Source organism: Pseudomonas sp. NY15463 (assembly GCF_048068415.1).
GTDB classification, from domain to species: Bacteria; Pseudomonadota; Gammaproteobacteria; order Pseudomonadales; family Pseudomonadaceae; genus Aquipseudomonas; species Aquipseudomonas mosselii_C.
In genome coordinates this window covers 141,259-165,731 of sequence record NZ_JBLUQD010000004.1, presented here as the reverse complement: position 1 = coordinate 165,731, position 24,473 = coordinate 141,259, and the positions used below count along the sequence as shown (strand labels likewise).

The 24,473-nt window shown below is 63.7% G+C and carries 22 protein-coding genes; 16 read left to right on the top strand and 6 right to left on the bottom strand.

Translation table 11 applies throughout. The features are described from left to right. Positions 1-72: 72 nt before the first annotated feature. Complete coding sequence (locus ACNFIC_RS11540) at positions 73-1,521, bottom strand: histidine kinase (protein WP_416781032.1); 1,449 nt, start codon at positions 1,519-1,521, stop codon at positions 73-75. Positions 1,522-1,656: 135 nt separating this feature from the next. Here ACNFIC_RS11540 and serB point away from each other — a divergent pair, with 135 nt between their 5' ends. Then, positions 1,657-2,871: a phosphoserine phosphatase SerB gene (gene serB, locus ACNFIC_RS11535; RefSeq protein WP_416781031.1), complete on the top strand. Its 1,215-nt coding sequence runs from the start codon at positions 1,657-1,659 to the stop codon at positions 2,869-2,871. A 71-nt stretch (positions 2,872-2,942) separates the two neighbouring features. On the opposite strand, the gene asd is transcribed toward serB, so the two are convergent. The 3 genes from asd to ACNFIC_RS11520 are packed head-to-tail and all read right to left on the bottom strand — an operon-like array spanning position 2,943 to position 6,210. Then, positions 2,943-3,806, bottom strand: a complete 864-nt coding sequence (asd, locus tag ACNFIC_RS11530) for an archaetidylserine decarboxylase (RefSeq protein WP_138219163.1) — start codon at positions 3,804-3,806, stop codon at positions 2,943-2,945. 14 nt (positions 3,807-3,820) lie between these two features. Next, positions 3,821-4,630, bottom strand: a complete 810-nt coding sequence (locus ACNFIC_RS11525) for a rhodanese-like domain-containing protein (protein WP_138219162.1) — start codon at positions 4,628-4,630, stop codon at positions 3,821-3,823. Positions 4,631-4,674: 44 nt separating this feature from the next. Next, complete coding sequence (locus tag ACNFIC_RS11520) at positions 4,675-6,210, bottom strand: HDOD domain-containing protein (RefSeq protein ID WP_416781030.1); 1,536 nt, start codon at positions 6,208-6,210, stop codon at positions 4,675-4,677. Between the two features lie 130 nt (positions 6,211-6,340). On the opposite strand from ACNFIC_RS11520, the gene motA reads away from it, so the two are divergent. Both motA and motB read left to right on the top strand, forming a co-directional pair. Then, positions 6,341-7,192: a flagellar motor stator protein MotA gene (gene motA / locus ACNFIC_RS11515; protein WP_138219160.1), complete on the top strand. Its 852-nt coding sequence runs from the start codon at positions 6,341-6,343 to the stop codon at positions 7,190-7,192. A gap of 3 nt (positions 7,193-7,195) precedes the next feature. Continuing rightward, entirely contained in the window at positions 7,196-8,206 is a 1,011-nt protein-coding gene (gene motB, locus ACNFIC_RS11510; RefSeq protein WP_138219159.1) for a flagellar motor protein MotB, read from the top strand. Positions 8,207-8,307: 101 nt separating this feature from the next. Here the strand turns inward: motB and rsgA are convergent, their stop codons facing one another. Continuing rightward, positions 8,308-9,339, bottom strand: coding sequence for a small ribosomal subunit biogenesis GTPase RsgA (rsgA, locus tag ACNFIC_RS11505; RefSeq protein ID WP_416781029.1), 1,032 nt, complete (start codon positions 9,337-9,339; stop codon positions 8,308-8,310). A 106-nt stretch (positions 9,340-9,445) separates the two neighbouring features. Here rsgA and orn point away from each other — a divergent pair, with 106 nt between their 5' ends. Together orn and ACNFIC_RS11495 are read left to right on the top strand one after the other, a co-directional pair. Beyond that, positions 9,446-9,988, top strand: a complete 543-nt coding sequence (orn, locus tag ACNFIC_RS11500) for an oligoribonuclease (RefSeq protein WP_138219157.1) — start codon at positions 9,446-9,448, stop codon at positions 9,986-9,988. Between the two features lie 138 nt (positions 9,989-10,126). Continuing rightward, a complete protein-coding gene (locus tag ACNFIC_RS11495; protein WP_138219156.1) occupies positions 10,127-10,738 on the top strand; it encodes a trimeric intracellular cation channel family protein in 612 nt (203 codons plus the stop codon). A gap of 199 nt (positions 10,739-10,937) precedes the next feature. On the opposite strand, the gene queG is transcribed toward ACNFIC_RS11495, so the two are convergent. Then, a complete protein-coding gene (gene queG, locus ACNFIC_RS11490; protein ID WP_138219155.1) occupies positions 10,938-12,005 on the bottom strand; it encodes a tRNA epoxyqueuosine(34) reductase QueG in 1,068 nt (355 codons plus the stop codon). 65 nt (positions 12,006-12,070) lie between these two features. On the opposite strand from queG, the gene ACNFIC_RS11485 reads away from it, so the two are divergent. From ACNFIC_RS11485 to ACNFIC_RS11435, 11 genes are all read left to right on the top strand, one after another. Then, the gene (locus tag ACNFIC_RS11485; RefSeq protein WP_416781028.1) at positions 12,071-12,925 is read left to right on the top strand and encodes an NAD(P)H-hydrate dehydratase; all 855 of its coding nucleotides are present in this window, start codon (positions 12,071-12,073) and stop codon (positions 12,923-12,925) included. Continuing rightward, a complete protein-coding gene (gene tsaE, locus ACNFIC_RS11480; protein ID WP_416781171.1) occupies positions 12,922-13,386 on the top strand; it encodes a tRNA (adenosine(37)-N6)-threonylcarbamoyltransferase complex ATPase subunit type 1 TsaE in 465 nt (154 codons plus the stop codon). Before ACNFIC_RS11485 ends, tsaE begins: the two co-directional genes overlap by 4 nt. 12 nt (positions 13,387-13,398) lie before the next feature. Further along, complete coding sequence (locus ACNFIC_RS11475; RefSeq protein WP_138219152.1) at positions 13,399-14,829, top strand: N-acetylmuramoyl-L-alanine amidase; 1,431 nt, start codon at positions 13,399-13,401, stop codon at positions 14,827-14,829. After that, on the top strand, positions 14,826-16,727 hold the full coding sequence (gene mutL / locus ACNFIC_RS11470; RefSeq protein WP_138219151.1) for a DNA mismatch repair endonuclease MutL: 1,902 nt from the start codon (positions 14,826-14,828) through the stop codon (positions 16,725-16,727). The genes ACNFIC_RS11475 and mutL overlap by 4 nt, the downstream gene beginning before the upstream one ends. A 1-nt stretch (position 16,728) precedes the next feature. After that, positions 16,729-17,700 carry a tRNA (adenosine(37)-N6)-dimethylallyltransferase MiaA gene (gene miaA / locus ACNFIC_RS11465; RefSeq protein WP_138219150.1) on the top strand — a complete coding sequence of 324 codons (972 nt, stop codon included), beginning with the start codon at positions 16,729-16,731 and terminating at the stop codon, positions 17,698-17,700. Between the two features lie 93 nt (positions 17,701-17,793). Then, the gene (gene hfq / locus ACNFIC_RS11460) at positions 17,794-18,054 is read left to right on the top strand and encodes an RNA chaperone Hfq (protein WP_138219149.1); all 261 of its coding nucleotides are present in this window, start codon (positions 17,794-17,796) and stop codon (positions 18,052-18,054) included. 15 nt (positions 18,055-18,069) lie between these two features. Continuing rightward, entirely contained in the window at positions 18,070-19,371 is a 1,302-nt protein-coding gene (gene hflX / locus ACNFIC_RS11455) for a ribosome rescue GTPase HflX (protein ID WP_138219148.1), read from the top strand. A gap of 96 nt (positions 19,372-19,467) precedes the next feature. Continuing rightward, complete coding sequence (hflK, locus tag ACNFIC_RS11450; RefSeq protein ID WP_138219147.1) at positions 19,468-20,655, top strand: FtsH protease activity modulator HflK; 1,188 nt, start codon at positions 19,468-19,470, stop codon at positions 20,653-20,655. After that, positions 20,655-21,524 carry a protease modulator HflC gene (hflC, locus tag ACNFIC_RS11445; RefSeq protein ID WP_138219146.1) on the top strand — a complete coding sequence of 290 codons (870 nt, stop codon included), beginning with the start codon at positions 20,655-20,657 and terminating at the stop codon, positions 21,522-21,524. The genes hflK and hflC overlap by 1 nt, the downstream gene beginning before the upstream one ends. A 292-nt stretch (positions 21,525-21,816) precedes the next feature. Then, the gene (locus tag ACNFIC_RS11440) at positions 21,817-23,004 is read left to right on the top strand and encodes an ATP phosphoribosyltransferase regulatory subunit (protein ID WP_416781027.1); all 1,188 of its coding nucleotides are present in this window, start codon (positions 21,817-21,819) and stop codon (positions 23,002-23,004) included. Between the two features lie 56 nt (positions 23,005-23,060). Continuing rightward, a complete protein-coding gene (locus ACNFIC_RS11435; RefSeq protein ID WP_138219144.1) occupies positions 23,061-24,353 on the top strand; it encodes an adenylosuccinate synthase in 1,293 nt (430 codons plus the stop codon). Positions 24,354-24,473 lie beyond the last annotated feature (120 nt).

Here is a 24,473-nt window from a genome sequence, read left to right as displayed (position 1 = left end):
CAAAAAAGCCCGCAACGTTGCGGGCTTTTTTGTGGGTGCCGTGGGCGTGATCCCTGGCATGGCTGCGCAGGATCAGGTCCTGCGTTCGTGCATCCGCGCCAGCTGGCGCTCGAGCATCGACGGGTAGGGCTCCATCAGCCGCTCCACGCAGCAGGCGCCCTCGGGGCTTGCGATTGGGCGAATGCGTGCGCGCTGGCGCAGCAGGGCGTCGTCGTTGATACGGCGCTCCACCAGCAGCAGGTTGCGGCTATGCTGCGACAGGGCCAGGGCGTCCTGGGCCTGTTCGGTCATCAGCAGGTCGACCTGATCCATGCCTTGCAGGTCGTCCGCCAGCACCAGGCCCAGTTGCAGTTGCAGGGTGATGCCGCTGTCGGCCACCTCGATCTGCAGGGCATGACCCAGGGCGCGCAGCAACTCACCGCAGCAGATGGCGTTGGTCAGGTAGTCCTCGCCGCTGTCACGGCTGTGGAACAGCAGCAGCGTGCTGCCGTCGTTCAGCGTGTGGACTTCGCCCTCGTACAGCGAGGCCGCCTGTTCGAGGCAGTCGCGGTAGCGCTCGAGCAGCTCGGTCAGACGGGTACGCGGCAGGCGGCGCAGTTGCTCCTGGGAGCCCAGCTGCACGGCCAGTACCGCACTGCTTTGCGGCTCGTCCGACACGAGAACGAGCGGTTTTGCGGGGGCGGTGTCGTCGTCCATCAGGCCAACGAAGGCGTCGTCGTCATCTTCAGGCTCATGGGCCATCACTTTGGCGCGTGGCGCTGCCTTTACCGGTGGCGGCGCGTCATCGAAGTCATCTTCCTCGTCCTCTTCTTCCGGCTCTGGCGGCGGCGGCGGGGCGAGGCGCGCGTGCAGTTGGCGGGCCAGGTCGCCGATCTCGTCCTGGCGCTCGATGGCAGGCGTGTAGGGGTGCGGGTCACGCAGCCATACCCGCAGTTGCAAGAGCGGGGTGGAGATGAAGCGGCCCAGGCGCAGGCTCAGGGTGAGCGCCAGCGCCAGCAGGATCGCTGCCAGGATCCCCATGCTTTGCAGGCTGATGAGCATCGGTTGCTGGAACTGGCTCATGTCCAGGCTAATGCGCAACTGACCGGCGGTCACGTCCTGGAAGGTGATCTTGGTCTGGTACAGCCCTTCGGCCTCGCCCAGCAGGCTGTTGCGCGGGCGCTGGCCGGCCTCGGCGAGGATACGGTTGTCCACGCTGTAGATGGCGGCGTGGGCGACCAGCGGGTTCTTCACCAGGTTGCCGAGCAGCACGTTGAGGCTGAGGATGTCATTGGACACCAGCAGTTCGGTGGCCGAGGTGGCGGTTTGCGTGGTCAGGCTCTGCCCGACGGCATCGGCCTGCTCGTGCATGGCCTGTTTGAACTGCAAACCCATCACGCAGGCATAGATCACCAGGGCCAGAGCCACCAGAAAGATGTTATGGCTGGCGATACGCAGGGCCAGGGGGATTCGACGCTGGCTCAGGGCTCGGTAGATCATCAGGAAAAAATTGTCGGGTTTGACGGGCGTGGGCCGGTTCACAGAGCGCGGCTCTTCATGGCGAGAAAGTGGAGCGCAGTATAGCGAGCGGAGTTTTGTCGGCAAAGTGTCGTTGGCGCCCGATGCCTACGGAAAATCGGTAGAATGGGCATTTTTCATCGAAGTCGGAGCCCGGTCTTGCGCGAAATCGTCCTGATCAACATCACTGGTGAAGACCGTCCAGGTCTCACTGCGGCCATCACCGGCGTCCTGCTCCAGGGCGGTGTGAACATTCTCGACATCGGCCTTGCGGTGATGCACGGCACCTTGTCGTTCGGCATCCTGGTCGATATTCCCGACAACGAAGTGGCCACTGCACTGTTGCAAAGCGTGCAGAGCAAGGCGCACGAGCTGAACCTGCAAGCGCGCTACACGCCTATTTCCGAGGCGGATTACCAGCACTGGGCCGACAGCCAGGGCGAACCTCGGCAGATCGTCACCCTGCTCAGCCGCCGAATCACCCCTGAGCAGTTGCAGCGGGTCAGCGCGATCATCAGCCAGTACGGCCTGACCATCGAGCGCATCGAGCGCCTGTCGGCGCGGGTGGCGCTCGGTGCTCAGCACGACAAGGGCAAGGCGGCGTTGGAAATCTCCGTGCGCGGCGAGCCGAGCGATGCACAGGCCTTGCGTGCAGCGTTCTTCGCCCTGTCGGATGAGCTGAGCATCGACATCGCCTTCCAGAAGGACGACCTGTTCCGCCGCAACCGCCGCCTGGCGGTGTTCGACATGGACTCCACACTGATCGAAGCCGAGGTCATCGACGAGCTGGCCAAGGCCGCTGGGGTTGGCGAGCAGGTCGCGGCGATCACCGAGCGCGCCATGCGAGGCGAGCTGGATTTCCGTGCCAGTTTCAAGGAGCGCATGGCACTGCTCAAGGGCCTGGATGTCGCTGTGCTCGACCAGATCGGCGCCTCGCTACGCCTGACCGAGGGAGCCGAGCATCTGTTCGCCGAACTCAAGCGCCTGGGCTACAAGACGGCCATTCTGTCGGGCGGTTTCACCTACTTCGCGCGGCAGGTACAGGCGCGCCTGGGTATCGACTATGTGTTCGCCAACGAACTGGAAGTGGTCGACGGCAAGGTGACCGGGGTTGCGGTCGAGCCGATCGTCGATGCTCAGCGCAAGGCTGACCTGTTGCAGCAGTTGGCCAATGAAGAGGGCCTGCAACTGGACCAGACGATTGCCGTGGGCGATGGCGCCAACGACCTGCCGATGCTGTCGCTGGCCGGTCTGGGCGTGGCGTTCCGCGCCAAGCCACTGGTGCGCCAGTCGGCCCGCCAGGCGATCAGCACGCTGGGGCTGGATGGGGTGCTGTACCTGCTGGGCGTGCGCGACCGCGACGCGCGCGGTTGATCTGACCCGGCTCTCCCATGAAAAGGCCCAGCATTACTGCATATGCTGGGCCTTTTTCGTTAGTGCGGCGATCAAGCCTGCGCTGGCACCGCCAGCAGCTCGCCCATGCGCACTGCGGAGCCCGCGCCCAGGGTCTGAGCCCACTTCACCTGCTCAGGCCCGAACAGCACGATGGCGGTGGAGCCCAGCTTGAAGCGACCCAGTTCGGCGCCTTTTTCCAGGTGGATCGGGGTGCGGCTGGCTTCGTCGTAACGGAAGGTCTTTAGCTCACGCTTCGGCGGCGTGACCAGGCCGGCCCATACCGTCTCGATCGAGGCGACGATCATCGCGCCAACCAGGACCACCGCCATCGGGCCGCGCTCGGTGTCGAACAGGCAGACCACGCGTTCGTTGCGGGCAAACAGCTCGGGGACGTTTTCTGCGGTGGTCTGGTTGACCGAGAACAGGCGGCCCGGTACGTAGACCATCTCGCGCAGAGTGCCGGCCAGCGGCATGTGTACGCGGTGGTAGTCCTTGGGCGACAGGTAGATGGTGGCGAACTCGCCGCCCATGAACGGCGCCGCCAGCGCCGGATCACCGCCAAGCAGCTCCAGCGCGCTGAAGCTGTGGCCCTTGGCCTGGAAAATGCGACCGTGCTCGATCGGACCCAACTGGCTGACCGCGCCGTCGGCCGGGCACAGCACCGCGTCCGGGGTTTCGTCCAGCGGGCGGGCACCGGGCTTGAGGGCGCGGGTGAAGAAGGCATTGAAGTGTTCGTAGGCGCTGAGGTCTTCGACCAGCGCTTCGGACATGTTCACCTGGTAGCGCTTGGCGAACCAGGCGGTGAAGGCATTCTTGAACCAGCGTGCGCGGCATTCGGCGACGCAGCCGGCAAGCCGCGACAGCAGGTGGTGCGGCAGCAGGTACTGGCTGATGATGAATAGACGGGATTTCATTAGGTGGAATGTCCTTAAACTTCGACAGGCGTGTCCGGGTGGTTGCCCCATTCGCTCCAGGAGCCTGCGTAGGCCTTGATGCGTGGGTAGCCGAGTGCTTTGGCCACCAGGTAGGTGAAGCCGGAGCGGCGGTGGGTCTGGCAGTGGGTGATCACCTCTTTGTCAGGGGTGATGCCCGATTGTTCGAGCACCTGGGCGATATCCTTGCGGATGCGCAGGTGGTCGTTGAGGTCCATGCCGGTGGTCCATTCTAAGTTGATGGCGCCGGGGATGTGCCCGCCTTTGGCCGCCAGGACCTTCTCGCCGGTAAACTCCTGCGGTCCGCGAGCGTCCCAGATGACCAGGTCATCGGCGCCCAGGCGGCTTTGCAGGTACTCGCGGGTGGCGGTCGGTTCACTGCGCAGGTGCAGGCGAACCGGCGCTGTTGCCGCGGCCGGCACATCGGTGGATAACCGGTCCGCCGGCCAGGCCTGGATGCCACCGTTGAGGTAGTGGTAGTGGCGGTGGCCGATCACGTCGAGCAGCCAGATGAAGCGCCCGGCCCAGCCGCCGCCCTCGTCGTCGTACACCACGTACACCGCATCGTCACGGTGCCCCAACTCGCTGAACAGCTTTTCCAGGTCGCCAAGCGCCGGCAGCAGGCCAGGTGCTGGCGGCTGGCCGAGCTGGGTACGCTTGCCCTCGACGAAGCGCGCCCCGGGGATATGCCCGCTGACGTAGCGGTTGGCGCTGCTCAGGTCGACCAGGATCAACTCAGGCGAATCCAGGCGTGGCAGCAGATCGGCGGCTTCGATCACCAGCGGCAATCCGGAAAAATCAGTCATCCACGGTCTCCGGGGTGGAAAGAGGGGCGATTGTAGCGCAAGGCTCACGCATTGCGATTGGCAAACATGGCCAGGGCACGCTCGATGCATTGTGCGGTTTTGCCGAACGCTTGCACGCTGACATCGGAGAGCGGTTTACCGCTCTGGTCGGCCACTGCCAGCATCAGCACCTGGTTGTTGACCGCCAGCGAACGCATCAGCAGGTGCTCGCTGCGGAAGAATGCGCGCAGCGGGGCGGGCAGCAGCGCCGCAAGCTGGGCATGGTTATCTGGGGTGATGCGCAGTTGCCCGGCCTGCCCCATGAGTTTTTGCAGCAGTTTGTTCTGCGCCACCGGCAGGGCCATGGTGCTGGCCTCGTTCGGCAGGCCAGCGATCTGTTGCACGCGCAGGTAGTCGCTGGCCTTGTCCAGGCTCAGCAGCATGATGCGCTCCAGGCCGCACGCTTGTAGCGCTTCACGGGCCTGGGTCGTGAGGTGGATGGTATTGCTGAACGGGCTGGGCTGGGCCAGCAGGTTCTGGCACAGGCTGCGCCAGTGGGCGAGGTGTTCACTGTTGGGTGGCGCAGGGGTGAGCATGTCCGGGTGCGGACGGCGTTGATCCCAGGGCCAGATCAACGCCTCGGCTGGGTGGAACAGGGCATGGCGTGCGTGATGACGGGCGCTGGCGGCAGCCTGCTGGTGGACCTGCTGTTGCACGTCCTCCAGCGAAGTTTGCAGGTACAGCGCGGTCAGCAGTTGCCAGCGCAACAGATGCGGGTTGGCCCAGCCGACCTGCGCGGCCAGGGCGATGCCATTGGCCAGCAGCGCGGTGTTGCGCGGTTGGTTGAACCACACCCGCAGGGCCGGCTCTTCGTCCAGGCGATGCTGTTGCTCCAGCGGCTCGACTTCGCGGGCGATATTGAGCACGTGGGCCAGTTGTTCGCGCTCTTCGAGCAGCAAGCGGTAGCCTTGGGTGACCCAGCCGGGCAGGCGCCAGTGCTCGGCGACCGCCTGGCACAACTCCATCAGGCGCACGCCGAATAGCTGCTGCTCGACCTCGGCGGCGTCCTCGCCCTTGTGGATGACCCGCAGCTCCCAGGCGTCGAGCAACTTCGGGTAGGCCAGGGCCATGGCCCACAGCGGCGACAGGAACAGCAGGCTACCCCAGTGGATTTCCTGCCACAGGCGCGCCAGGCGGCTGGCGAACAGGCCGTTGGCCTGCTGGGAGGCATGCTGGCTGATCAACAGGAACTGGCGCAAGACGGGCGGAATGTCGTCGCCGGGTACGGCGGGCAGGCGCGCCAGCAATTGGCTAGTGCGCTCAAGGCCCAGGCGGTTGATGGCGATTTCCAGGCTTTCGGCTGGCTCCGCCTGGCTGGCGTTGGTTGGGTGATTGGCCTCGCGCAGCACGCACAGCACCAGTGCGGGGCTGTCCTGCATCAGTTCGGCGATATCACGCAGCGAGCTGCGGCTGTCGTTGATGGCTTGCAGGACGCGGTCGTGGCTTTCTTTCGGGACCGGCACTCGAACACTGTCGAGTAGCTTTACCCAGGCCGCTAGACTTGTCGGCGCCTGAGCTGGCACCTTGGTTTCAATTGGCATATTGACATCAGTCCGAACTGGCTTTTCGCTTTGAGTGGCTATAGTCTGGCGCAGTTCTGCCGATAAGTAGAAGAAGAGTTTTAAGGCTCCCGTCCCCGACCCTGACCACGACAGCAAGTGCTCTGAACCTATGGCTAAAATTATCGGCATCATCGTCGTATTCGCGAGCGTGCTCGGCGGCTACGTCCTTTCCCACGGCAAGATTGCGGCACTGATTCAGCCGTTCGAAGTGCTGATCATCGGGGGCGCGGCGTTCGGTGCGTTCCTTCAGGCGAACCCCGGTTACATGACCATGCATGTAATCAAGAAATCGCTGAAGATGTTCGGCAGCCGTTTTACCCATACTTTCTATCTGGAAGTGCTGGGCCTGGTATACGAAATCCTCAACAAAAGCCGTCGCGAAGGCATGATGGCCATCGAGGGGGACATCGAGGACGCAGCGGCCAGCCCGATCTTCGCCAAATACCCCGCGGTGTTGGGCGATGAGCGCATGACCGCGTACATCTGTGACTACCTGCGCATCATGTCCACCGGCAACATGGCTCCCCACGAGCTTGAAGGCCTGTTCGACATGGAGCTGCTGAGCATGAAGGAAGAGTTGGAGCACCCGTCCCACGCGGTAACCGGCATCGCTGACGGCATGCCAGGGTTCGGTATTGTTGCGGCGGTACTCGGTATCGTGGTGACCATGGCCTCGCTGGGGGACGGCGACCAGGCCTCCATCGGCCTGCACGTCGGTGCGGCGCTAGTGGGGACCTTCTTCGGTATTCTGGCGGCCTACGGCTTCTTCGGCCCGTTGGCCAAGTGCCTGGAGCACGATGCCAAGGAAGAGCTAAACCTCTACGAATCGATCAAGGCCTCGCTGGTGGCCTCGGCCTCGGGCATGCCGCCTTCGCTGGCCGTGGAGTTCGGGCGCAAGGTGCTGTATCCGAAGCACCGTCCGAGCTTCGCCGAGCTGGAACAAGCGGTTCGTGGTCGCTGAGTCATGGAAAACAATCAGCCGATAATCATCAAGCGCGTCAAGCGCTTCGGTGGCGGGCACCATGGCGGTGCCTGGAAAATCGCCTTCGCCGACTTCGCCACGGCGATGATGGCGTTCTTCCTCGTGCTGTGGCTGCTGTCCACCGCCACGCCCGAGCAGAAGATCGCCATCGCCGGCTACTTCAAGGACCCCATCGGCTTCTCCGAAAGCGGCACGCCCTACATCATCGACCTGGGCGGTTCGCCTCAGCTGGCGCCGGAAAAGACCATCAACCCGGAAGTGAAGTCCGAGCCTACGCCTGACACCAGCCTTCAGCTGGACAAGGACAAGGTCGAGACCATGGCCGAGCAGGTCGAGCGTGAGCGTCTGGAACTGCTTCTGCAGGAGTTGCAGAACAAGGTCGAGGAAAACCCGCAACTGCAGAAGTTCAAGGACCAGATCCTGTTCGAAATCACCCAGGACGGCCTGCGTATCCAGATCATGGACGCCGAGAACCGGCCGATGTTCGACCTGGGTAGCGCGCGTCTGCAACCGTACTTCGAAGACATCCTGCTGGCCATGGCCGACACCATCAAGGCGGTGCCGAACAAGATCAGCGTCAGTGGCCACACCGATGCCAAGCCGTACTCGGGCACCGGCGACTTCGGCAACTGGGAACTGTCGGCCAACCGTGCCAACGCGGCGCGGCGGGCGCTGGTGGCCGGTGGTTATCCGGATGACCAGGTGGCACGGGTGGTGGGTTACGCCTCTTCGTCGCTGTTCGACCGCAAGAATCCGTTCAACCCGGTCAACCGCCGTATCGACATCATCGTGCTCACCAAGAAAGCCCAGCGCGATATCGAAGGCGAGCAGGGCACGCCGGCCGCACAGCCTGAGGCCAAGCCGCCTGCCGGCGCCGCGCCGGGTGCCGCCGCTCCGGCGCCGCAGGATCCAATGCAGCCCCGTGAGCTGCGTCAGAAGCTGAACATCTTCGAGGATGGTGTGTTGAAGATGGACGAGCAGAAGAACCAGTAACTCGGTTGCAGGCAAACAAAACGCCCATGATTGCGCAGGCATTCATGGGCGTTTTGCGTTGTTTTTGCATTGTAGTGCGGTGCTTAAGGCCGGCGCCAGACTCAGTAGCTGTCTTCAGGCAGGCTGGCGATGATCGAACGGTAGCTGCCCATGCGCTGCTCCGATACCCGACCTTCTTCCAGCGCCTTGAGCAGCGCGCAGCCTGGCTCGCGGTCGTGCTTGCAGTCGCGGAAGCGGCAGTTGCCGATCAGCTCGCGAAACTCGATGAAGCCATCCTCCACATCGTCCCGGCTCACATGGCCCAGGCCGAATTCGCGGATGCCTGGGGAGTCGATCAGGTCGCCGCCATTAGGGAAGTGATACAGCCGCGCGGTGGTTGTGGTGTGGGTGCCTTGGCCGGACCACTCCGATAGATCGCCCACCCGTGTGCCGGCATCTGGCAACAAGCTGTTGACCAGCGACGACTTGCCCACGCCGGACTGGCCGACGAACACGCTGATGTGGCCATCAAGGGTTTGTTGCAGGCGCTGCATGCCCTCGCCCTGGTGTGCGGACACCTCCAGTAGCGGATAGCCCAGGCCGCGATAGACCTCAAGCATGGCATGCAGGGGCGGGCCATTCTCGTCGTTGATCAGGTCGGCTTTGTTGAGCAACAACAACGGGCGGATGCCAGCGTGCTCGGCGGCGACCAGGTAACGGTCGATCAGGTTGGGGTGAGGCTCGGGCGCTGGGGCGAAGACGATCACGATCAGGTCGACGTTAGCTGCCACGGGCTTGAGCTGACCGTGATTATTCGGTCGGCACAGCTCGGTACTGCGAGGCATCTGCGCGACGATGACCCCGATACCCTGGTTGCCGGCCCGCCAAACCACGCGGTCGCCGGTGACCAGCGCCGGCAGGTTGGCCCGCAGGTGGCAGCGGAAGACCTGGCCGGCCGTCTCGCCATCCTGGGCCTCGACTTCAACCTGCACGCCGAAGTGGGCGATTACCAGGCCCAGTTGCTCGGGTCCAAGATCACCGCCTTCCAGTTCTTGCAGCACGTGCTGCTCGCGTTTGGCGGCGCGGGCGGCGCGTTCACCCTGGATCTTTTCGATGCGCCAGTTCTGGCGGCGGTTGAGCTGGCGTTTGGCCATGAAGGTTCCGTGCAGGCGGGGAATGAAAACGGCGTGCAGTTTAGCACGCCACGCCCATTGCCCGCCGCGCTAGGCTAATATGACGGCCTATTCGAGGAGCCCTTTCATGCACAACCCACAGAACCTGATCTGGATCGATCTGGAAATGACCGGCCTGGATCCGGATCACGACGTCATCATCGAGATGGCCACCATCGTTACCGACAGCGAGCTGAACACCTTGGCCGAGGGGCCGGTGATCGCCATTCATCACAGTGATGAAGTGCTGGCGCGCATGGACGAGTGGAACACCCGTACCCATGGCGCCTCGGGCCTGACCCAGCGCGTGCGTGAGAGCAAGATCGGCATGGCCGAGGCCGAGGCGCAGACCATCGCGTTCCTGGAGCAGTGGGTGCCCAAGGGCAAGTCGCCGATCTGCGGCAACAGCATCTGCCAGGACCGCCGCTTCCTTTACCGCCACATGCGCGACCTGGAAAACTACTTCCACTACCGCAACCTGGATGTCTCCACCCTCAAGGAACTGGCCGCGCGCTGGGCGCCGCAGGTGCGTGACAGCTTCAAGAAGGGCAGCACCCACCTGGCGCTGGACGATATTCGCGAGTCGATCGCCGAGCTGCGCCACTACCGCGAGCATTTCATCAAGGTCTGAGCGGCAAGCCACAAGCCACAAGCCACAAGCCATAAGCCAAGCGATAGCGCTCTCGAATCTGGATCAGACGGCCCAGGTAGCGCGCTTGGCTTGCCGCTTGAAGCTTGCGGCTTTCTACTTCTTTTCTGGACCTGCACCATGTTGTTGATGCTCTACCTCATCGCGATTACCGCCGAAGCCATGACCGGCGCGCTGTCTGCCGGACGGCGCGGCATGGACTGGTTCGGCGTGGTGCTGATCGCCTGCGTGACCGCGTTGGGTGGTGGCTCGGTGCGCGACGTGCTGCTGGGGCATTACCCGCTGACCTGGGTCAAGCACCCGGAATACCTGGTGCTGACCAGTTTCGCGGCATTACTGACCATCTTTATCGCGCCGTTGATGCGCCACCTGCGCTCGCTGTTTCTGGTGCTCGATGCCCTGGGGCTGGTCGCGTTCACCCTGATCGGCTGCATGACCGCATTGGAGATGGGGCAAGGCATGCTGGTGGCATCGATCAGCGGGGTGATCACCGGGGTGTTCGGCGGAATCTTGCGGGATATTTTCTGCAACGACATCCCGCTGGTGTTCCGCCGTGAGCTGTACGCCAGCGTGTCGTTCGCGGCGGCGTGGTTCTACCTGGGCTGTGTGTACTTCAAGCTGCCGGCCGAGCAGGCGATGTTGCTGACCTTGTTCGGCGGGTTCCTGGTACGTCTGCTGGCGATCCGCTTCCATTGGGAAATGCCCAAGTTCCACTACAACGACCAGCAGTAGGAGCCGCTGTCCTACTCAATCGCTAAAAACCGCCGCGACCCCTGTAGGAGCGGCCTTGTGCCGCGAAATCGCCGCAAATCGGCCACGGCGATCTTGAGTAATGCACAAGCCTGGGGCCGCTTCGCAGCGCTTCCCGGCAGGTCCGGCGCCCCCGCAATGCCGCTCCAGAGAGCATGCCGAATCTACGAATGATGGCCGCTCAAGCTCTGGATTCGTGCTGCGCCAGTGCCCATTCCACATGCTCACGCACCAGGGCTGATGGGTCCTCGCGCCGCGCCTTCAATGCCTCCAGCACGGGGATGGTGGTCGGCGCGTTGCCCAGCCCCACCGCCAGGTTGCGCGAAAATCGCTCGTAGCCGGCACGGCGCAGCGGCGAGCCTTCGGTGCGGGCGAGGAAGCGCTTTTCATCCCAGCCGAACAGCTCGGCCAACTCGATGTTGTCCAGGCCGCGGCGCGGCATGAAGTCGTCTTCGGTGGTGGTCTTGGCGAAGCGGTTCCACGGGCACACCAGTTGGCAGTCGTCGCAGCCGAACACCCGGTTGCCGATCAGCGGGCGCAGTTCTACCGGAATGGCGTGACGCAGCTCGATGGTGAGGTACGAAATACAGCGTCGGGCGTCGAGCTGGTAGGGACCGACGAACGCTTGGGTCGGACAGATGTCCAGGCAGGCCTGGCAACGACCGCAGTGATCGCTGCCCTGCACGCCGTCGATCGGCAGCGGCAAGTCGACGAACAGCTCGGCGAGGAAGAAGTAGCTACCGGCCTTGCGGTTGAGCAGCAAGGTGTTCTTGCCGATCCAGCCCAGGCCGGCCTCCTGTGCCAGGGCTTTTTCCAGCACCGGGGCGCTGTCGACGAACGCACGGTAGCCGAACGGACCAATGGCTTGCTGGATGCGGTCGGCAAAATGCTGCACGCGCTTGCGCACCAGCTTGTGATAGTCGCGGCCCAGGGCGTAGCGGGCAATGTAGGCTTTTTCCGGCTCGGCCAGGCGTTTGGCCATTTGCGTGTCGCCCGGCAGGTAGTCCATGCGCAGCGAGATTACGCGCACAGTGCCGGGGATCAGTTGGTCGGGGTGTGAGCGTTTGCTGCCATGCTCGCCCATGTATTCCATCTCGCCCTGATAGCCGGCGTCGAGCCAGCGTTGCAGGTGTTGTTCATGTTCGCCAAGGTCGACCCCGGCGATGCCTACGTGGGCAAAACCGAGTTCCTGGCCCCAATCCTTGATCGATTGGGCCAATTCAGCGATGTCTGGAAGCGTGGCGGACATGGAAGGGGGCAGTAATACGGGTGGAGGTGCGTATAATTCTGCCAGACATCGGAGCCTTTGACCCCATGCCTCAGACCAAACACCCCAGCGGCGCGCCGCATATCATCGATCGTACGATTCTGGCGGACCTGCCTGCGCGCGCGTTCGACGCCCACAAGGGCGACTTCGGCCATGTGCTGGTGGTCGGCGGCGACCTCGGCGCGGGCGGCGCGGCGATGCTCAGTGGCCAGGCGGCGCTGCGCTGTGGCGCGGGATTGGTCAGCGTTGCCACGCGGCCTGAGCATGTCGGTGCAGGCCTGGCCCGACTGCCTGAGTGCATGTGGCTGGGCGTCGATTCTGCCAACCAGTTGATGGGCCTGCTGGAGCGCGCCACGGTGCTGGTGGTAGGGCCGGGTCTTGGTCAGGCGGCCTGGGGGCGTAGCTTGCTGTCGGCAGTGGCCAACGCGCACGTGCCGCAGGTGTGGGATGCCGATGCCCTCAACTTGCTGGCGCGCACGCCCTTGGCGCTGCCCAGCGGCAGTGTGCTCACGCCGCACCCTGGCGAGGCTGCGCGCTTGCTGGGGATCTCGACCGAGGCCGTGCAGGCTGATCGCCCGGGTGCTGCGCGCAAGCTGGCACGTCGGTATGCCAGCGTTTGCGTGCTCAAGGGCGCAGGCACCTGGGTGGCCGACCCGGCCGGGCGCCTGGCACTGTGCGAGCGCGGCCATCCGGCTATGGCCGGTGCTGGCTTTGGCGATGTGCTCAGCGGTGTGGTTGCGGCACTCTTGGCCCAAGGGTTGGTCGCATGGTCTGCGGCGTGTCTGGCGGTGTGGCTGCATGCGTGTGCCGGCGAGCGTCTGGGACGCGGCGGGAGAGGGCTGGCCGCTAGCGATCTGGTGCCGGTCATAAGAGAATTACTGGAGGAGCATTCTGCGTGTTGACCCTGTTTCTGGCCGATGAGCCGGCCACTGTCGCCTTTGGCGCAACGCTGGCCGAAGTGACCGGCGGGCGTGGCGTGATTTTTCTGGAGGGCGACCTGGGCGCTGGCAAGACCACCCTGTCGCGTGGGCTGATCCGTGGCCTGGGGCACGAAGGCGCAGTCAAGAGCCCGACCTTCACCCTGGTCGAACCCTACGAAATTGGCGACATCCGCGCCTATCACTTCGACCTGTACCGCCTGGTCGACCCGGAAGAACTCGAATTCATGGGTATCCGCGATTATTTCGAGGATGACGCCCTGTGCCTGTTCGAATGGCCCCAGAAAGGCGCGGGCGTTTTGCCAAAGCCTGACCTGACCATTACCATAAGCCCGCAAGCGGGCGGACGCTCGCTGAACCTTGCGCCGCAGGGCGCGCGCGGCGAGTCCTGGTGCGCCGCACTGGCCAAAGCAATCAATCAGTAAGTGGGGAAAGGTATGCGCATACGCGCACTGGTCGCTGTCGTTGGGCTGCTGCTGACAGCGGTGACCGTTGACGCTCTGGCCGTCACTCAAGTCAAGAGCGTGCGCCTGTGGCGCGCGCCGGACAACACTCGGCTGGTGTTCGACCTGTCCGGGCCCGTGCAGCACAGCGTCTTCACCCTGACTGCCCCTGATCGGCTGGTCATCGACATCAACGGCGCTACGCTTGGCGGGCCGTTGAACGTCGCCACGTCGAATACACCGATCACCAGTGTACGCTCGGCGCAGCGTACGCCTACCGACCTGCGGGTGGTCGTCGACCTGAAGAAGTCGGTGACGCCCAAGAGCTTCACCCTGGCACCCAACGCCCAGTACGGCAACCGTCTGGTGGTCGATCTGTATGACCAGGAAGCCGACGCCATCGCTGCCAGCAACCCTACGCCTGCGCCACCACCGGCCACACCCGCGACCACCCCGGCGGTTCCGGTCACCCCAGCGCAACCGGCGATCAAGTTGCCGCCGGCCCCGGCTGGCAAGCGTGACATCGTGGTCGCCATCGACGCCGGCCACGGTGGCGAAGACCCCGGCGCCTCGGGTTCGCGCGGCCAGCACGAGAAAGACATCGTGCTGGAAATCGCCAAGGAGTTGCAGCGCCAGATCAATACCGAGAAGGGTTACCGCGCCGAGCTGACCCGCACCGGCGACTACTTCATCCCGTTGCGCAAGCGCACCGAGATCGCCCGCAAGAAGGGCGCCGACCTGTTCGTCTCGATCCACGCCGACGCCGCACCGTCCAAAGCTGCTTTTGGCGCCTCGGTGTTCGCGCTGTCCGACCGTGGTGCTACCTCCGAGACCGCACGTTGGCTGGCCGACACGGAAAACCGCTCCGACCTGATTGGCGGTGCTGGCAACGTCAGCCTCGACGACAAGGACCGCATGCTCGCTGGGGTGCTGCTGGACCTGTCGATGACCGCCACCCTCAGCTCCAGCCTCAACGTCGGGCAGAAGGTGCTGGGCAACATGGGCCGGGTCACCCCGCTGCACAAGCAGCGCGTCGAGCAGGCTGGGTTCATGGTGCTGAAGTCGCCGGATATTCCGTCGATCCTGGTGGAAACCGGGTTCATCTCCAATGCCAATGAGGCCGCCAAGTTGGCCACCAGGAGTCACCAGCAGGCTTTGGCCCGCTCGATTCACACCGGTGTGCGGCAGTTCTTCCAACAGAATCCGCCACCTGGCACGTACGTCGCCTGGCTGCGCGATAGTGGCAAGATCGCCCAGGGGCCGCGCGACCATACGGTGCGCTCGGGTGAAACCCTGGCGATGATCGCGGTGCGTTATCAGGTCAGCGTGGCCAGCCTGCGCAGTACCAACAACCTGAAGTCCGATGAATTGAAAGTCGGCCAGCACTTGGACATCCCGGCCACCACCCTGGCGTCCCAGCAATGAGTGGCGATTCGCGCATCCAACTGCTCAGCCCGCGGCTGGCCAACCAGATCGCTGCTGGCGAAGTGGTCGAGCGCCCGGCTTCGGTCGCCAAGGAGTTGCTGGAAAACAGCTTGGACTCTGGCGCCCGGCGCATTGAAATCGAGGTGGAGCAGGGCGGTGTGAAGCTGCTGCGTGTACGCGACAACGGCAGTGGCATCGCGCAGGATGACTTGCCGCTGGCCTTGGCCCGTCACGCCACCAGCAAGATTCGTGAGCTGGAAGACCTCGAGGGTGTGCTCAGCCTGGGTTTTCGTGGGGAGGCGCTGGCTTCGATCAGCTCGGTGGCCCGCCTCACGCTGACCTCGCGCACCGCTGATGCGAGCGAAGCCTGGCAGGTGGAAACCGAAGGCCGGGACATGCTGCCGCGCGTACAACCCGCTGCGCACCCGGTTGGCACCTCGGTGGAGGTGCGTGACCTGTTCTTCAACACGCCCGCCCGGCGTAAGTTTCTCAAGGCCGAGAAGACCGAGTTCGACCACTTGCAGGAAGTCATCCGCCGCCTGGCCCTGGCGCGTTTCGACGTAGGCTTCCACCTGCGGCATAACGGCAAGACCATCTTCAGCCTGCACGAAGCGGCCGACGAAATGGCTCGGGCGCGTCGTGTCGGCACCATTTGCGGGCCAGGCTTTCTGGAGCAGGCGCTGCCGATCGATGTCGAGCGCAATGGCCTGCGACTGTGGGGCTGGGTGGGGCTGCCGACTTTTTCGCGCAGCCAGGCAGACTTGCAGTATTTCTTCGTTAATGGCCGCGCGGTGCGCGACAAGCTGGTGGCCCACGCGGTCCGCCAGGCGTACCGCGACGTATTGTTCAATGGTCGGCATCCGACCTTCGTGCTGTTTCTCGAATGCGACCCGACCGGGGTGGACGTCAACGTGCACCCGACCAAGCATGAAGTGCGTTTTCGCGAAGGGCGGATGGTCCACGACTTCCTTTACGGCACGCTGCACCGTGCCCTGGCCGATGTGCGTCCCGAGGACCAGTTGGCAGCCCCCGCCGCCGCGACCGAAATCGTGCGCCCAAGCGGCCTGCAAGTCGGCGAATTCGGGCCGCAGGGTGAGATGCGCCTGGCCGCGTCGGTGCTCGAACAGCCGCAGGGCGAGTCGCGCCAGGCATTCGGTGCCAGCGGCGCGGGCGCTGGCTATCAATACCAGTACACCCCGCGTCCTTCGCAGCCGGTGAATACCGCCGAGGCGCAGGCGGTCTACCGCGAGTTCTACGCACCGCTGGATAATCCGCAGGCAGGGCCAGTCGCGCTGCCTGAGAGCCAGGGCGACATTCCGCCGCTGGGCTATGCGCTGGCGCAGCTCAAGGGCATCTATATCCTCGCCGAGAACGCCGTGGGCCTGGTGCTGGTGGACATGCACGCGGCCCATGAGCGGATCATGTACGAGCGCCTCAAGGTGGCCATGGCCAGCGAGGGCCTGAGTGGTCAGCCGCTGCTGGTGCCAGAGTCCCTGGCGCTGAGCCAGCGCGAGGCCGACTGCGCCGAGGAGCACGCGCAGTGGTTCCAGCGCCTGGGCTTCGAGCTGCAGCGCCTGGGCCCGGAAACCCTTGCGATCCGGCAGATTCCGGCATTGCTCAAGCAGGCAGAAGCCAATCGGCTGGTACAGGATGTGCTCGCTGACCTGATGGAGTACGGCACCAGTGATCGCATCCAGGCGCATCTGAACGAGTTGCTTGGCACCATGGCGTGCCACGGCGCGGTGCGCGCCAATCGCCGGCTGGCGATTCCTGAAATGAACGCACTGCTGCGCGATATGGAAAACACCGAGCGCAGCGGCCAGTGCAACCACGGTCGACCGACCTGGACCCAGATGGGTCTGGATGACCTCGACAAGCTGTTCCTGCGGGGGCGATGACATGCGTGGCAAACCCCCGGCGATATTCCTCATGGGGCCGACAGCGGCGGGCAAGACCGACCTTGCCATCGCGCTGACCCAGGCCCTGCCCTGCGAATTGATCAGCGTCGACTCGGCGCTGGTCTATCGCGGCATGGACATCGGCACCGCCAAACCGTCTAAGCAGACTCTGGCCGCACATCCGCACCGCCTGGTCGATATCCTCGACCCGGCCGAGTGCTATTCGGCCAAGCAATTCTGCACCGATGCCTTGCACGCCATGGCCGAGATCACCGCGCGCGGCAAGATCCCGCTGCTGGTGGGCGGGACGATGCTGTATTACAAGGCGTTGGTGGACGGCCTGGCTGACATGCCGCCTGCCGATCCGCACGTGCGCGCCGCACTCGAAGCCGAGGCCAGCGCCCTGGGGCTGGCCGAGCTGCACCGCCAGCTGGCCGCGGTCGACCCGGAGTCTGCGGCGCGTATCCATCCGAATGATCCGCAGCGCTTGATTCGCGCGCTCGAGGTGTATCGTGTCAGCGGCCAGAGCATGACCGAGCATCGCCAACGTCAATTCGCGGAAAGTCGCGGTGCAGACGCAGGCGCGAACGGGCATTTGCCCTATACTGTCGCCAGCCTGGCGATCGCGCCCGCGGATCGTCACATTCTGCATGAACGAATTGCGCTACGATTTTCTCAGATGCTGGAACAGGGCTTCGTTGATGAGGTCCGATCGCTGCGTGCCAGAAGTGACTTGCACGTCGGGCTGCCGTCTATACGGGCAGTGGGGTACAGGCAGGTCTGGGATTACCTGGACGGTACGCTCGATGAGGGCGAAATGCAGGAGCGCGGTATCATCGCCACACGCCAGTTGGCCAAGCGTCAATTCACCTGGTTGCGCGGCTGGTCCGATGTTCACTGGCTCGACAGCCTGGCCTGCGACAATCTGTCCCGCACCTTGAAATACCTGGGGACCGTCTCCATATTGAGCTGAGTCCCTGCTTATTGCCGTCTATTCTTGCGAAGGGCGGTATGAATTACTGATTTTTCTTATTTTTTACTATTGATCCTTACAGGAGTGCGGCATATGTCAAAAGGGCATTCGCTACAAGACCCTTACTTGAACACCTTGAGAAAAGAAAAGGTCCCGGTTTCGATCTATCTGGTCAACGGGATCAAGCTGCAGGGCCAGATCGAATCGTTCGACCAGTTTGTCGTATTGCTGAAGAACACCGTCAGCCAAATGGTCTACAAACACGCGATTTCCACCGTCGTTCCTGCCCGTCCTGTGCGTCTGCCAAGCCCGACTGATGGCGACCACGGCGACAGCGAGCCAGGCAACGCTTGAAAGTAGGAGCCTGCATTGTTCTTTGAGCGCCACGGTGGTGGTGAGCGAGCGCTGCTCGTTCACTTGGAAGGTCAGAACCCTGAGGCGCGCGAAGACCCGCAGGAGTTTCAGGAGCTGGCGCTGTCGGCCGGAGCCGATATCGTTTCGCTGGTAACAGTGGCGCGGCATCAGCCTACCGCCAAGTTTCTGATCGGCAGCGGCAAGGTCGAAGAGTTGCGCGACCTGGTCAAATCCGCCGAAGCCGACCTGGTGATTTTCAATCACACCCTTACGCCCAGCCAGGAACGCAACCTCGAGCGCGTCTTCGAGTGTCGCGTGCTGGATCGTACCGGGCTGATTCTCGATATCTTCGCCCAGCGCGCACGTACTCACGAAGGCAAGCTACAAGTCGAACTGGCCCAGTTGGAGCACATGAGCACGCGGCTGGTACGTGGCTGGACCCACCTTGAGCGGCAGAAGGGCGGGATCGGCATGCGCGGTCCGGGTGAGACCCAGCTGGAAACCGACCGCCGCCTGCTGCGTGTGCGTTTGCGCCAGATCAAGTCTCGTCTGGAGAAGGTGCGCAGCCAGCGCGAACAGGCGCGGCGCGGACGCAAGCGTGCGGATATCCCGTCGGTGTCGCTGGTGGGTTACACCAACGCCGGCAAGTCCACGCTGTTCAACGCCCTGACCTCCTCCGAGGTGTACGCCGCCGACCAGCTGTTCGCCACCCTTGACCCGACGTTGCGCCGGCTGGAGCTGGCCGACCTCGGGCCGATCGTGCTGGCCGACACGGTCGGGTTCATTCGCCACCTGCCGCACAAGCTGGTGGAGGCATTTCGGGCTACGCTCGAGGAATCGAGCAACTCCGACCTGCTGTTGCACGTGATCGATGCCCACGAGCCAGAGCGCATGGAGCAGATCGAACAAGTGCTGGCAGTGCTGGGCGAGATCGGTGCCGAGAGCTTGCCGATCCTTGAGGTCTATAACAAACTCGACCTGCTCGAAGGTGTCGAGCCGCAGATCCAGCGCGATGCCGATGGCAAACCGCAACGGGTCTGGGTATCGGCCCGTGACGGGCGAGGCCTGGAGTTGGTTGGCCAAGCGGTTGCCGAGTTGTTGGGGGATGATCTGTTTGTCGGCACGCTATGCCTGGAGCAACGCTTTGCCCGCTTGCGCGCGCAATTCTTTGCCCTCGGTGCCGTGCAGGGTGAAGAGCATGATGAAGAAGGGCGCAGCCTGCTGAGTGTGCGACTGCCCAGGGTCGAACTGAATCGCCTGGTCAGCCGTGAAGGCATGGAGCCGCAAGTGTTTGTCGAGCAACACACTTTGCAATAAATGCTCGTCGAGGTCGCCGGGCAGCCGTGACAGGCATTCTGTAGCATTGGACGGCGCGCCGTGGGCGCGTCTTTGCTTTATCAGATGGAGAGCGCTATGGCTTGGAATGAGCCGGGTGGCAACTCGAACAATCAGGATCCCTGGGGCGGTCGTCGCGGTGGCGGCGGCGGTGGTGGCGACAAGAAAGGCCCACCGGATCTCGACGAGGCCTTCCGCAAGCTGCAGGACAGCCTGAACGGCATGTTTGGCAGTGGTAAGAAACGCGGTGGCGGTGGTGACCGCAACATCGGCAAGGGCGGCGGCTATGGCCTGCTGGGCATTGGCCTGGCGGTGCTGGCGGCCATCTGGCTGTACAACGCCGTGTACGTCGTGGACGAGCAGGAGCAGGCCGTGGTGCTGCGCTTCGGCAAGTACTACGAGACCGTGGGCCCCGGCCTGAATATCTATTTCCCGCCGATCGATCGCAAGTTCATGGAAAACGTGACGCGCGAACGTGCCTACACCAAGCAGGGCCAGATGCTCACCGAAGACGAGAACATCGTCGAGGTGCCGCTGACCGTGCAGTACCGCATCAGCAATCTGCAGGACTTCGTGCTCAACGTCGATCAGCCGGAAGTCAGCTTGCAGCATGCTACCGACAGCGCCCTGCGCCATGTGGTGGGCTCCACCTCCATGGACCAAGTGCTGACCGAAGGCCGCGAACAGATGGCCGTGGATATCCGCGAGCGTCTGCAGCGTTTCCTGGATACGTATCGCACCGGTATCACCGTGACCCAGGTGAACGTGCAGAGCGCGGCAGCCCCGCGTGAAGTGCAAGAAGCCTTCGACGACGTGATCCGTGCGCGTGAAGACGAGCAGCGTGCCCGCAACCAGGCCGAGTCCTACGCCAATGGCGTGGTGCCAGAGGCCCGTGGTCAGGCGCAGCGCATTATCGAGGACGCCAACGGCTACCGCGATGAAGTCATCGCCCGCGCCAAGGGTGAGGCCGATCGCTTCAGCAAGATGGTCGTCGAGTATCGCAAGGCGCCGGAAGTCACGCGTCAGCGTCTTTACATCGACACCATGCAGGAGGTCTACAGCAACTCCAGCAAGGTGATGGTGGCAACCAAGGATGGGCAGAACAACCTGCTCTACCTGCCACTGGACAAGATGGTCGAAGGCAGCCGCAACAATTCGGCAGCGTCCACCAGCAGCGTGTCGCCGTCGGTCAATGACGCCGCCGCACGCGCCGCCCAGGACCTGCAACAGCAACAACCGCCGCTGCGTTCCAGGGAGAGCCGCTGATGAGCAATAAATCGCTGTTCGCCCTGATCGGCGCCGTGGTACTGGGCATTGCTGCCTGGAACTGCTTCTACATCGTTTCGCAAACCGAGCGTGCGGTGTTGCTGCAGTTCGGTCGCGTAGTCAAGGCTGATGTCGAGCCAGGCCTGCATGTGAAGGTGCCGTACGTGAACCAGGTGCGCAAGTTCGACGCTCGCCTGATGACCCTCGACGCGCCGACCCAGCGTTTCCTGACGCTGGAGAAAAAAGCGGTGATGGTCGACGCCTACGCCAAATGGCGCGTGAAGGATGCCGAGCGCTTCTACACCGCGACCTCCGGCATGAAGCAGATCGCCGACGAGCGTCTGTCGCGTCGCTTGGAAAGCGGCCTGCGTGACCAGTTCGGTAAGCGTACCCTGCATGAAGTGGTCTCGGGCGAGCGCGACGCGCTGATGGCCGACATCACTGCCTCGCTCAACCGTATGGCGAGCAAGGAGCTGGGTATCGAGGTCGTCGACGTTCGCGTCAAGGCCATCGACCTGCCTAAGGAAGTCAACCGCAGCGTGTTCGACCGCATGAGCACCGAGCGTGAGCGTGAAGCCCGCGAGCACCGCGCCAAGGGTAACGAGCTGGCCGAAGGCATCCGTGCCGATGCCGACCGTCAGCGCCGTGTACTGCTGGCCGAGGCTTATCGCGAAGCTGAGGAAACCCGTGGTGACGGCGACGCCCAGGCGGCTGCCATCTATGCCAAGGCCTACACCCAGGACGCCGATTTCTATGCGTTCTACCGTAGCCTGCAGGCGTACCGCGAAAGCTTCTCCAGCAAGAGCGACGTATTGGTCCTGGATCCGAAGAACGAGTTCTTCCGCTACCTGGACAAGAGCAAGCCCTAAGGCTGCTCGCAGGATGGAAGCCCCCGCCTGGCAGCTAAAATGCCGCGCGGGGTGCATCCTGAATGAAAAGGGGTGTATGATGCGGCAGCCGGGAAATTCCCGGCTTTTTTGCGTCTGCAAGGTTGATTGGCTAGCGGCCAATTGACGGTTTGCTCAGTACGCATGGCAATTCGAGGGTATTGGCTACGGTGGTTGCGCTGGGATCAGTGCTGCCCGCTGTTGCGTGCCAATGCCTGCTTTACTCACGGCTCGCCCTTGGGCAGGCCGCCCGGACCAGAGGGGAAATGGCGTAATGGCAACGGTAGACCGCTGGCTGCTGCCAGATGGCATCGAGGAAGTACTGCCACCTGAGGCGGCGCGTATCGAGATCGCGCGTCGTCAGGTGTTGGACCTGTTCCAGAGTTGGGGTTACGAACTGGTCGTTACCCCGCATATCGAGTACCTGGAGTCGCTGCTCACCGGCGCCGGCCAGGACCTGGATCAGCGCACCTTCAAGGTTGTCGACCCGCAGTCTGGCCGCCTGATGGGCTTTCGCGCCGACTTCACGCCACAGGTCGCGCGCATCGACGCCCATACCCTGCGCCGCGAAGGGCCGAGCCGCCTGTGCTACGCCGGTAGCGTACTGCACGCCCAGCCTCGCGCCCTGTCGACCTCGCGCAGCCCGATCCAGCTCGGCGCCGAGCTGTACGGCGATGCTAGCCCCACCAGCGATGTCGAGGTCATCAGCCTGATGCTCGCCACGCTGCAACTGACCGATGTCGCCGACGTGCACATGGATCTCGGGCATGTCGGTATCTACCGTGGCCTGGCGCGTGCTGCCGGGCTGTCCGGCGCGGTCGAGCAGCAACTGTTCGACGCCCTGCAGCGCAAGGCTGTCGATGAAGTGCAGGCACTGACCGCCGACCTGCCGAAGGACCTGGGCAGCATGCTGCGCGCCCTGTGCGAGCTGTGCGGTGGCCGCGAAGTGCTGGCCGAAGCCCGCGTGCGTCTGGGGCGTGCCCCGGCCAGCGTGCTGGCGGCGCTCGATGACCTGCTGGCCATCGCTGATCGCCTGGCGGCGCGTTACCCAGACCTGCCGCTGTATTTCGACCTCGGTGAGCTGCGCGGCTACCACTACCACACCGGCGTGGTGTTCGCCGTGTTCGTGCCTGGGGTCGGCTCTTCGATCGCCCAGGGCGGACGTTACGACGACATCGGCGCCGACTTCGGCCGGGCCCGCCCGGCCACCGGTTTCTCCACGGATTTGAAGACCCTGGTCACACTGGGGCGAGCGGAGGTCGTATTGCCTGCTGGTGGCATCTGGATGCCCGACAGCAGCGATGCGGCCCTCTGGCAGCAGGTCTGCCAGTTGCGCAACGAGGGCCAGCGTGTGGTCCAGGCCCTGCCTGGCCAGCCGTTGAGTGCTGCTCTCGAGGCGGATTGTGATCGGCAATTGATTCAGCAAGACGGGCGCTGGCAGGTTCTGCCGCTGACCCAGTGAGTTTCTGCGTCGGCAACAGGCCGGCAACCAAGTTTGCGTGAATGAGGACCAATGTAATGGGTAAGAATGTCGTCGTCCTGGGCACCCAATGGGGTGATGAGGGCAAAGGCAAGATCGTCGATCTGCTGACCGAACATGCTGCCGCCGTGGTGCGCTACCAAGGTGGCCATAACGCGGGCCACACCCTGGTGATCAACGGTGAGAAGACCGTTCTGCACCTGATTCCCTCGGGCATCCTGCGTGAAGGCGTGCAATGCCTGATCGGCAACGGCGTGGTCGTTGCCCCGGATGCCCTGATGCGTGAAATCACCAAGCTGGAAGAGAAAGGCGTACCGGTGCGCGAGCGCCTGCGTATCAGCCCGGCTGCCCCGCTGATCCTGTCGTACCACGTGGCGCTGGACCAGGCCCGTGAAAAAGCCCGTGGCGAAGCCAAGATCGGCACCACTGGCCGCGGCATTGGCCCTGCATACGAAGATAAGGTCGCGCGTCGCGGCCTGCGCGTGGGCGATCTGTTCCACCGCGAGCGTTTTGCCGCCAAGCTCGGTGAGCTGCTGGACTACCACAACTTCCAGCTGGTGAACTACTACAAAGAGCCGGCCATCGACTTCCAGCAGACTCTCGACGAGTGCATGGCCTACGCCGAGCAGCTCAAGCCGATGATGCTCGACGTCACTGCCGAACTGCACAACCTGCGTCGCGCCGGCAAGGACATCATGTTCGAAGGCGCCCAAGGTTCGCTGCTGGACATCGACCACGGCACCTACCCGTACGTCACCAGCTCCAACACCACCGCTGGCGGTATCTCCACCGGTTCTGGCGTTGGTCCGATGTACCTGGACTACATCCTGGGTATCACCAAGGCCTACACCACCCGCGTGGGTTCCGGTCCGTTCCCGACCGAACTGTTCGACGAAACGGGTGCAACCCTGGCCAAGCGCGGCCACGAGTTCGGTTCGACCACCGGCCGTGCCCGCCGCTGCGGCTGGTTCGATGCCGTGATCCTGCGTCGAGCCATCGACGTCAACAGCATCTCGGGTATCTGCCTGACCAAGCTGGATGTGCTGGACGGTCTTGAGACCATCAACATCTGCGTGGGTTACAAGAACGAGAACGGTGCCGTGATCGACGCGCCATCGGACGCCGATAGCTACATCGGCCTGGAGCCGGTGTACGAAGAAATGCCAGGTTGGAGCGAGTCGACCTTGGGCGCCAAGACCCTGGAAGAGCTGCCACAAGCTGCGCGCGATTACATCAAGCGTATCGAAGTGTTGGTCGGCGCGCCGATCGACATCATCTCCACCGGCCCGGACCGCAACGAGACCATCGTCCTGCGTCACCCGTTCGCCTGATCCGCGCTACGCGCTGATTAAACGCCGTAGCCCTGAAAAGGGCTGCGGCGTTTTGGTTTCTGGGCCCGATTACTCGATATTGGCACATATGCCAGCTGTTTAAGGCACAACCTTTGCTGT